At 62.4% G+C, this 10,617-nt stretch carries 6 protein-coding genes and 1 pseudogene; all 7 read left to right on the forward strand.

The annotated features are described in order from the left end of the window. Nucleotides 1-291: 291 nt before the first annotated feature. Nucleotides 292-2,973, forward strand: coding sequence for a beta strand repeat-containing protein (locus tag P0D89_RS10135; protein WP_408376499.1), 2,682 nt, complete (start codon nucleotides 292-294; stop codon nucleotides 2,971-2,973). Between the two features lie 123 nt (nucleotides 2,974-3,096). Further along, nucleotides 3,097-3,354 (forward strand): hypothetical protein, encoded by a 258-nt coding sequence (locus tag P0D89_RS10140; protein WP_408376500.1) that lies wholly within the window; start codon nucleotides 3,097-3,099, stop codon nucleotides 3,352-3,354. A 159-nt stretch (nucleotides 3,355-3,513) separates the two neighbouring features. Continuing rightward, a complete protein-coding gene (locus P0D89_RS10145) occupies nucleotides 3,514-3,762 on the forward strand; it encodes a hypothetical protein (protein ID WP_408376501.1) in 249 nt (82 codons plus the stop codon). 442 nt (nucleotides 3,763-4,204) lie between these two features. After that, nucleotides 4,205-4,471 (forward strand): hypothetical protein, encoded by a 267-nt coding sequence (locus P0D89_RS10150; RefSeq protein WP_408376502.1) that lies wholly within the window; start codon nucleotides 4,205-4,207, stop codon nucleotides 4,469-4,471. 287 nt (nucleotides 4,472-4,758) lie between these two features. Further along, nucleotides 4,759-5,703 (forward strand): esterase-like activity of phytase family protein, encoded by a 945-nt coding sequence (locus P0D89_RS10155; RefSeq protein ID WP_408376503.1) that lies wholly within the window; start codon nucleotides 4,759-4,761, stop codon nucleotides 5,701-5,703. Nucleotides 5,704-6,205: 502 nt separating this feature from the next. Next, nucleotides 6,206-9,946 (forward strand): Ig-like domain-containing protein, encoded by a 3,741-nt coding sequence (locus P0D89_RS10160; RefSeq protein ID WP_408376504.1) that lies wholly within the window; start codon nucleotides 6,206-6,208, stop codon nucleotides 9,944-9,946. Between the two features lie 160 nt (nucleotides 9,947-10,106). Continuing rightward, nucleotides 10,107-10,617, forward strand: a pseudogene (locus tag P0D89_RS10165) (transposase); the annotation flags it as partial.

Consider the following 10,617-nt stretch of genomic DNA (forward strand, 5'->3'; position numbering starts at 1 on the left):
GCCGCTTCCCCACTCTGCAGGCCTGCATCCCTCTCAGGATGGGGCATCTTCCCGCCTGGACTTCCTTCGTTTGATGACGTCATACGTTACGCACGCAACTTTTCTTACCTATTTGCAAATTTGTGAGCCACATCACACATTGCTTGCTTCGGGGCATGGAAAATCCGCCGTGCGTTGTCAGTGTGCGGTGGCCAAGGCTTATTGCCAATTGTAGGTAAGTCGCCCCGGCCACTGCATAGATCTGCCAACGCGTCACACGTGTGATTAGACAACTATTTAAGGAATGTTCAAATGGCCGCACTGTCCTTCGCTGAACAAGTACAACAAGCATATCTGGCCTACTATGGCCGCCCTGCTGACCCGGCAGGTCAGCAATTTTGGGTCAACCAGCTGACCGCTGCTAACGGCAACCTGAACACGATCATCAATGCATTTGGCAACTCGGCTGAGTCGACCGCTCTGTATGGCGGCTCGAGCACCGCAGCGCAAGTCAACGCGATCTATCAAACGCTGTTCGGTCGTTCTGCTGACGTGACCGGCCTGAACTTCTATGTGAACGGCATCGTCAACGGTACATTCACGCTGGCTTCGGTCGCTCTGAACATCTACAACGGCGCGACCGGTACGGATGCGACGGAACTGGCCGCGAAGCTGGGCTACGCTGACGCGTTCACCACGGCGCTGAGCCAGTCGGCTGCTGGTGAGATCGCTTACTCGGGCACCGCAGCATCGAACAACGCTCGTGCGGCAGTGGCGGCGGTTGTCGACACCACGACGGAAGCATCGGCAACGGCCGCTCTGCCGACGACGATCGCGAACATCGGTACGGGCACGGTCGGACAGACGGTCACGCTCACTACGGGTGTGGATAACGCCGTTGGCGCAGCGGCTGGAAACACCGTGTTCAACGCTTTCTCGGCGACCGCCACGCCCGGCACTACCGGTGACACGCTTACATCGGCTGACATCATCCAGGGCAACGGCACCGGTAACGTGCTGAACATTACCAACACGGGTACAACCCTTGACGCTACCGCAGGCGCCCAAATTTCGGGTATCCAAACGGTCAACATCCGCAACACGGGTATCTCGGGTACTAACGCCACGACTCTCGATGCATCGAAAATCGCTGGTGTAACGGCTGTCAACTCAACCAGCACTGGTGACGTCGTTGTTCAAAACCTGGCTGCGGGTGCGAGCGCTGGTATCGTCGGTAACGGTACGCTTGCCAACGGGACGTTGATTGCAACTTATGTTGCTGGCGCTACGGCCGCTACGTTGAATCTTTCGGGTGGCGTGAAGGAAGCGGGCACTGCCACCATTAACGGCGCCGGTATTACGTCGACGACGGTGAATTCGACCGGCGCAGCTAACAAGCTGGGCGGGTTGACGTTGGCAGCGACCGATACGGCGCTCACTATCAACGCCGCAACGAACCTGACCACTGGTGCAATTACCGATGCGGCTCTGAAAACGATTACCGTTACGGGTGCTGCGGCCCAGGTTGACATCTCCGGCGGTTTTGGCGCCGCAGTTACAAAGGTTGACGCTTCCGGCATGACTGCGGGCGGCGTTAAGGTCACCCTCGCCAACCCTACCACGTTCACTACGTTTGTCGGCGGCGCGAAAAACAACTTCGTGACGACCGGTGGCGTGCTGTCCGCCACGGGCGCATCTATCAACGCAGGCACGGGTACGGGCAACACGCTGGACGTTGCCAATACCGCTGACATCGCCACTGCAGCGCTCGCAAAGCTGTACACAGGCTTTAACACCTTGCAAGTCGAGAGCGGTGTTGCCCAGGACGCGAGCCTGCTGGCTGCGACCAATACCATCACGGCCGCTGTCGTGAATGATACGGTTGGTGCTGCTGCGGCTACGTCGTTGACCAACCTGGCCTCGGGCGTCGGCGTAACCATCGGGAACTCTGCAAACGCTACGGCCGGTGCAGGCAGCACGATTGACTATTCGGCCAATGGTTTGACGCTCGGCATCAAGGGTGCGACCACGGTCGGTCAAATCGACACGCTCAACGTGACGGTGAACGACAGCGTCTCGGCAGGTGCCGTTGCCGGTTCGTCCGTCGTGAAACTGGGTTCGCTGACGGTTGCAGGCGTCGAGAACGTTGCGTTCCACGTGGCCAATGCTGGCGACACTCTGAATATCACCGACTTGACCCACATGGGCTCGGCATCGAGCATCACGTTCGACGGCGTTGGTTCCGCTTCGATGGCGACGGGTGCAGTGACCCCGATCGCTAACTCCGTCATCGATGCTCACAGCCTGTCGGGCACGTTCACGCTGGATGCATCGCTCGCAACGACGAATGCCATCGCGGTCAAGGGTTCGGTTGGCGCGAACACCATCACGCTGCAGAACTCTACAGTTGCTGGTGACGTCATTGACCTGTCGGCCAACACGAAGGGTGGCAGCACTATTACCACCGGTGCGTTGACTACTGCGACCACGGGCAACGCCACCATCACGCTGGGAACTCACGCTGCCGCCGACACCATCAGCATTGCTGACGGTGCCTTCGTCGACGGCGGTACGGGCGCGTTCACCTTGGTGAACAACTTCGCGGTCGGCGCGACTGCTGCTACGTCTGACATCCTGAAGTTCTCGGCAGCGGGTGGCACCGGTACTGAAACGATTGCAACGGCCACCACGTTCACCGCAGCGCAAACCGGCGTGGCAAACCTGACGGCGACAACCTCGAGCGGTCTGATTACGTTCGCAGGCTCGGCACTTTCGACGGCGACGGTTGCGCAGCTCATCAGCGCAGCAGAGAAGGTTGTGGTCGGCGCTATCGACACGGTTGCAGCGTTCGTCAACGGTGGCAATACCTACGTGGTCGAATCGACGCACGGCGGCACGTTGGGTGCAGCTTCCACGCACGTTGTCGAACTGGTTGGCGTGAGTGCTTCGTCGATTGGCACGGCAGCAGGTGCTGGCGTTCTGCATATCGCCTAACCTGTATTCCCGAATGCACCGCTCGCGTAAGTGAGCGGTGTCGGTGAAAGCAGGATGAGCCCCGTCTCTCACAAGGAGGCGGGGTTTTTCGCTTTAATGAAAACGTCCTTTCCAAGTAACTCCATGTCCCTACCCGAATACATCACCCTCAACGGCACGAACTACACCACCGCGAAGCTGTCCGCCGAAGCCCACGCGCAGGTCCAGAACATCCAGGTCGTCGATGCCGAAATCGCGCGACTGCAGCAGCAACTCGCGATTGCGCAGACTGCCCGAAATGCCTACAGCGCAGCACTGGTAAGTGCCGTCAAGGCTCCGGCGGCCGAAACGCCGGCCCCCGTGAAGAAGGTCCGGAAGCCGCGCAAGCCCAAGGCTGAGTGATAGCACCGAAGCGGCTCGGCCGCCAAAGCCACCCAGGGCTGGGGTTGTGCAGGCGACAGGATAACCAAGCCAACTTTTCCGCCACCACACCTTCGGGTGTCTTGAAGTCTCGAGTTCACACATGGCACACAGAGAAAAACCCAGTGTCCGGGCGAAAGCATGATGCCGCGACCACTCATCCCAGTAGGGCGCTGGAAGATTCACGCCGAATCAACGAACGAGCAGGCCGCCATTCGCCTGATTGGCCGGGCGCTCTCGGACGCAACGAACATGGGACAGAGCATAGAGACGGTCCTTCTGACGCGTGACCAGGCTCAGGAACTGGTCTCCGAGCTGAATATGGCATTGCTGGAACTGGAACTGCAGCGGACTGCCGACCTGGCCCGAGCCGCCGAGGGCGCAGGTTAGTGGCCAGCCCGCGCTACAGTTATCATGAAGTCGACGGTGGCAACGAGCCGTGCTCGCAGCAGTGACACGTCGGAGTGACATCTATTCTGGATTCCTCCAGCGCGCGTCAGCGCCGCCGGATGGTTTGCCGCCACTTGACCCTCTGGAAACCCGCATCCTGGAGGTGGTAGCTCTCGCCCAGCAAAAAGGGGCGCACCTGTGCGTCAGTGAATTGATGGCAAGACGCGACCTCGCCTCTCCCGCCACGCTTCACGCCCGTCTGAGGTCGATGCGTAGAAAAGGCTGGATTCTGCTTGCTGACACGGAACATAGCCAGCGCAAGCGACTCGATCTCACCCCTGCTGCGCTTCGGCATCTGGACTGGCTGGGTACGTGTCTGCTGGCAGCCGCGAAGGACGTAGAGAACCCGTCACCAGTACCAGTGACGAATTCAGGAACACGCATGTCGCACGTCGGGAATCGGGCACCACAAGACGCCGGAATTCAGTCGAGCCTGCCCTCACCGGTCGTCGGCTGGCAGACCGGTTCGACGGGCGAAAGCGTCCAGTTGCGCCTATCCGTGGAATACGGTTGTTTTCTTAGCGTGGTGACCGGCAAATACGGCTTCCGGCTGCAACCGGAGCAGGCGCGTCAGCTAGTCCGCGACCTGAGTGCGGCGGTGCTCGCTTCGGACGTGAAACAGAAGGCTGAGGCTGACGACGCCAGGTGACCGCCAGGTTTGGGAAGAAGTCGGCGGTTCGATCTGTAGCACACGAAACTCCCCTCCTTCAAACATCAATCAACTACTGCGAAGGAACGGATTGCGCGCATCCGACGACAATCGGCCAGTTTGCGTCGCTCGGATGAGATGCTTGACTGTCCGCCTCAAACAGCGGACCTTCACCAGATGAAATCAGGAGTGCCATCGGCGTTTGACTACATTCACGTGTCGTTTCTCGGCCCATCAGGCATCCAAGAGTGCCGTATTTGGACAGGATGCTTCTCCGGATCTACGACGTGAACGGCAACGTGCTGTCCACGAGCGCGGCCGGCAAGGAAATCTCGCGGTTCAACCCCTATTCCACCGCCATGTCGGGCAACAACCTGCCGCTGCCCGGCGAGCTGAAGAAGCGCAAGCCGAACAAGGGCATGGAAAGCATCACCCTCACACCCGACGGCAAGTACCTCGTTGGCATCATGCAGTCGTCGCTGGACAAGAACGGCGCCGCCGCGATCGCCTCTGGCAAGGGTGCGATCTCGCGCGTCGTCAACGTCTCGCTTTCCGACCCGATCAACGACGTGCATGAGTACCTCTATTCGCTGCACACCAACGGCGCCGGCAACCCGGAGGGCCAAGCCGTGAGCGAGATCACCGCGCTGCCCGACGGCAACTTCATCGTCGACGAACGCGACGGCAACTTCGAAGGCACCAGCGACGGCGCGGCGAGCGGCAAGGCCAAGGCCGACAAGAACCTGTGGAAGCTCGACCTGAGCAAGGCCACCGATGTCAGCCCGAAATCGCCGCTGATCGGCACCACCATCGCCGGCGGCGCGGTCACCTACGACTCGACCATCGGCCTCAAGGTGGGCGGCAAGACCATCGAGGACCTCGCCGGCACGGTTGACGCCCCCGCCGCCGTGCAAGCGCTCAGCACCGCTGGCATCACCGTCGGCACCGAGGGAAGGTTCCTCAATTACGCCGCGCTCTTCACCGCCATTGATCCGAAGGGCATGTACTTCGGCCACGACAAGGTCGAAGGCATGGCGGTCGATCCGGCCGACCCGACCAAGATTTACATCTCGAACGACTCGGACTTTGGCATCACCGACGAGCCGAGCACAGTACCGATGGCCACGGCCTCGAACCCCTTCCCGCCCAGCGAGAAGTTCCTGCCGGACGGCAAGACCCAGGACTTCGGCGAGATCGTCATGACGCAAGTGCCCGCCCAGTTCAAGCAGTAGGCAAGGCAAGCATCGAGAGGAAAGGCGCCGGGGTGCACCCCCCAGGCGCCTTTTTTTCAAGTAGAGTAGCGTTCGCGTCCCGGCATGCCACCGTCCGGCGTAGCGCCCTGACGCCTTCGGCCCGGATTCCTCAATCCGGGCCTGCGCGCTTCGTTTAACGAATCGGTTAAAAGGATAGACATCGCGTCGGCTCGGATCCGACATGATCGCCGCGGGCATTGGGACGTTGAGCGAGCTTCAATGGCGGATGACTCACGGAAAACAGACCACCCAAGGGCTTGACTTCCAATGCCCCATAATCCGCCAGCCAGGTGCCACGCGGTGAATGCGCCGGGATTCTGGCCGACGACCCGAAACACGGGCGATAACGCGCTTGATCGCACCGAATCTCGCGTCGAATTCGGGTGGAAGCGCTCATCGAATTCACCTGGCCACGCTCACACGGTCAACTCGGCGCTGCGAACGTTGTTTTGAACACCATCTCTAGTTCAAGAGGCCACTGATGTCGCAACCAACCTGTTCAAGCTCAGACGGCTATATCAGCGAGCAATTCTTCACGCTGCATTTCGATGTGACGCTCGACGCCGGGAATCCACCACCGACGAGCGCGTTCGACGTGCAAATCAACGGCACCGGCACCACCGTGACCGGCGTGACAGTGGACAGCGCCGCGAAAACCGTGATCATCGCTTTTAGCGCCTCAGTGCTCACCGCCGGCGACATCATCGAGTTTTCCTATACGGACCCCACCGCCGGCAATGACGCCAACGCCATCCAGGGAACGGACGGCACCGATGCGGCTACCTTCAGCTCCAGCACCATCGTGTCGGGCGGCCGGCCGGGCCCATCCGCGCCGCCGACCCCGACCGTCGCCAGCGGCAGCGACAGCGGCGCGTTGGGCGACGGGTTCACCAGCGACAGCACGCCGACCCTGATCGGCACCGCCGCCGCCAACGCCACTATCAAGCTGTACGATACCAACGGCACCACGCTGCTGGGCACCGCCACCGCCGACGGCGCCGGCCACTGGAGCATCACCAGCAGCACGCTATCCGACGGCAGCCACGCGCTGAAGGTGACGCAGACCGATGGCGGCAACAGCACCTCGCCGCTGAGCACCAGCCTGGCGCTGACCATCGACACCTCCGCTGCCGCGCCGACCTCGCTGGCCATGGCCAGCGGCAGCGACAGCGGCACGCTGGGCGACGGCATCACCAACGTCGGCACGCCGGTCATCACCGGCCATGCCGAGGCCAACGCCCCCGTGCGCCTGTATGACACCAACGGCACCACGGTGCTGGGCAGCGCCACCGCCGACGGCTCCGGCAACTGGAGCATCACCAGCAGCGCGCTGGCCACAGGCGTACATACGCTGACGGCCCAGCAGACCGACGTCGCCGGCAACGTCTCGCCCGCCTCCAGCGGCTTTACCTACACGCTCGACACGGTCGGCCCGACCGGCATGGGGCTGAGCGCCACCACGGTGCAGATGTCCGGCGCCGCCAACGGCGCCACCGTGGCCACGCTGTCGGCCACCGACGCCACCGCGATCCAATACGGCTTCGCCGTCGGCAACGGCACCATCGACGCCGATAACGGCAAGTTCAGTATTTCCGGCACTTCCCTGATCGCGGCGCAGAACCTGGCCGCCGGCACCTACCATATCTACGTGAAAGCGACCGACGCGGCCGGCAACGACGCGTTCCAGATCTTCTCCATCGACGTTGTGGACGCACCCGGCATCACCTCCATCGAGCGCGCCGCCAGCGCGTCCGCTACCGTGCCTACCGCCGCATCCTCGGTCAACTACACGGTCACCTTCAGCCAGGCCGTTACCGGTGTCGATGCGAGCGACTTCGCCCTGACCACGACCGGCAACGCCGGCGGCACTATCGCGTCGGTCAGCGGCAGCGGCGACAGCTACACCGTCACCGTCGCCGGCATCAGCGGCGACGGCACGCTACGGCTGGACCTGAACGGCAGCGGCACCGGCATCCAGAGCGGCTCCGGCGTCGGCCTCATTGGCGGCGCCTTCACGTCGGGCCAGACCTTTACGCTTGACCACACGGCGCCGTCGACGCCGGCTGCTGCGGCGATGACCGCCGGTACCGACAGCGGCAGTTCCAGCAGCGATGCCATTACCAGCAACACCACGCCGGTGTTCATCGGCACCAGCGAGGCCAACGCCACCGTCAAGCTGTACGACACCGACGGCACGACCGTGCTGGGCACGGCCACCGCCGACGGCTCGGGCAACTGGAACATTACCAGTAGCACGCTGTCAGCCGGTAGCCATACGCTGACCGTCAAGCAGACCGACGCCGCCGGCAACGTCTCGGCCGCCAGCAACGGGTTGGCGGTGGTGATCGACACCAGCGCCGCCGCGCCGGTCGCGCCCACGCTGGCCAGCGACAGCGGCAAGCTGGGCGATGGCGTCACCAACGCGGTCACGCCGACCATCACCGGCACCGCCGAGGCCAACGCCAGCGTCACCTTGTACGACACCGATGGCACCACTGTGCTGGGCACGGCCACGGCCGACAGTTCCGGCGCCTGGAGCATCGTGTCCAGCACGCTTGACGCCGGCAGCCATACGCTGACCGTCATGCAGACCGACCTGGCCGGCAATGTCTCCGCCGCCAGCACAGGCCTGGCACTGACCATCGACACGTCGGCGCCGGTGCTGGCCGCCTCGCGCGATAGCGGTGCGCTCGGCGACAACATCACCAACTTCAACACGCCCATCCTCACCGGCACCGCCGAAGCCGGCGCCACTGTGACGCTGTACGATACCAACGGAACCACGGTGCTGGGAACGGCGACCGCCAATGGCTCCGGCAACTGGAGCATCACCAGTTCGTCGCTGGGGGTCGGCGTGCATACGCTGACTGCCGATCAGACCGACCTGGCAGGTAACGTATCGGCGGCCAGTGCCGCCCTGGCGCTGACCATCGAGGCGCCCCCAGCGCCGCCGGCCAACATCGTCGATGGCGTCGTCGTCACCATCACGCCGGTTACTTTGCCCGGCGGCAGCAGCAGCACTGAGGTGGAGATCCCCATTGTCACCGGTAGCCGAGTTGACTCGAGCGGCAATCCCGGCGTTGCAGATATTCCGTTGGTCACCGCCGGCAGCAGCAACCTGCTGCTGGCACAACTCGCGCCGGGTTATGGTTTGACGGCGAGCGGTGGCCCGAGCCATCCGGCCGGCAATTCGCTCGAGCAGTTGATCGAGGACATCCAGGCTTCGACGCCGGGCCAGGCCGCCAGCGACCAGGCGCACCTGACCGGCAACGCGCAGTCATTCCAGAGCCACTTGCCCGGCACCGTGCCCTTGCTAATTGAGACCATCGTGCCGGTCAGTACCGCCATCGCGCCCATCGGCACGCTGACCTTGACCGGTACCAGCACTGAAGGACAGCACATGGCGCTGGTGATCGATACGCAAAATCTGGCCGCAGGCAGCACGCTCGAACTGAAAGCAATCGACTTCGCCGCCATCGTCGGCACGGCCAACATAATCGGCAGCACCGCGGGGCAAATCCTGACCGGCGACAGCGCCCCCCAGCATTTCACGGTGTCCTCCGGCGCCGGCAGTTCGGTGTTCGCGGGAGGCGGCAACGATGTTCTGCAGTTCGTGTCGCCGGCTGCGTCGGCCACCCATGCCGCCGCGCCCGGTGCGGCCAGCACCACCATGCTGGATGGCGGTGCCGGCGTCGACACCGCCGTCTTTAACGGCGCCCGGTCCGACTACACGGTGCAAGCGCACGACGGCTATATCATCGTCAGCGACAACGCACAGCCCCAGCAGCAGGTGGTGGTCATCAATGTAGAAAACCTGCAGTTTGCCGACGTCACTGTGGCGGTCGACAACCGCGCGGCGCTGACTTCGATCGCAGGCCTGTATCAGGACGTGCTGGGACGCCAGGCGGACTTGCAGGGTTTTAACTTCTGGGGGCAACAGCAGCAAAACGGCGTGACCCTGGGCCAGGTCGCGCTCGACATGATCAGTTCGGCCGAATCGCAGGCTGCGCACCCGATGGTGTTCAACGGCAATCCCGCGCACGACATCCAACTGTTGTATCAAGGCATTTTCGGCCGCGCCGGCGATCCGGCAGGGGTCACTTTCTGGATCAACCAGATGCACCAAGGATTGACGCTGGCACAGGTTGCCGACGATTTTGTGCATGCGCCAGAAATGAACGCCCACAACATCGCGCCGCAAAACTGGGATTTCGTGACCTAGAACATGCATCCGACATGGCAAACGGCGTCGGTAAGCCGTGCCTGGCATGCGGGGTTAGACGCGCACGGTGGAGAGGTGGCGCCGGAAATTCGGACAATTCGATAAGTGAAAAAGCTGGGGCCTGAGTCGGCCATAATGGCCGACAAAGAGGAACCCAGAAATGACGAAACGGAATCGACGTGTGCACTCCCCGGCGTTCAAGTCAAAGGTAGCGCTGGCGGCGCTGAAGGGCGACAGGACGCTGGCGGAGTTGGCACAATAGTTCAACGTACATCCGAACCAGATCACCGACTGGAAGAAGCAATCGCAGGAACGCGTTGCCGAAGTGTTCGAGACGGGCAAGACGTCAGCCGAGCCTCCGGTCGATGTGACGGTGCTGCATGCGAAGATCGGGCAGTTGGCACTGGAGAACGATTTTTTGGAAGGCGCGCTCAGCAAGGCGGGATTGCTGAGCGTAAAGCGATGATTGATCGTGAGCTGCTCAAACATGAAGGAGCTCCGGGTCGAGCGCAAACATGTCGGTACGCAGATGAAGCGCATGGGCATCGAGGCGCTGTACTGCAAGCCGAACACAAGCCGCCGTCATGCGAAGCACAAGATCTGGCCTTATCTGTTGCGGGGCCTGACGATCAATCGGGCAAACGAGGTCTGGGCACTCGATACGAGCTACA

This window comes from Paraburkholderia sp. RL18-085-BIA-A, from assembly GCF_046027075.1.
Lineage (GTDB): Bacteria > Pseudomonadota > Gammaproteobacteria > Burkholderiales > Burkholderiaceae > Paraburkholderia.

Coding starts and splice junctions, on each gene's coding strand:
- P0D89_RS10135 (WP_408376499.1), top strand. CDS start 292: ATGGCCGCACTGTCCTTCGCTGAACAAGTACAACAAGCATATCTGGCC.
- P0D89_RS10140 (WP_408376500.1), top strand. CDS start 3,097: ATGTCCCTACCCGAATACATCACCCTCAACGGCACGAACTACACCACC.
- P0D89_RS10145 (WP_408376501.1), top strand. CDS start 3,514: ATGATGCCGCGACCACTCATCCCAGTAGGGCGCTGGAAGATTCACGCC.
- P0D89_RS10150 (WP_408376502.1), top strand. CDS start 4,205: ATGTCGCACGTCGGGAATCGGGCACCACAAGACGCCGGAATTCAGTCG.
- P0D89_RS10160 (WP_408376504.1), top strand. CDS start 6,206: ATGTCGCAACCAACCTGTTCAAGCTCAGACGGCTATATCAGCGAGCAA.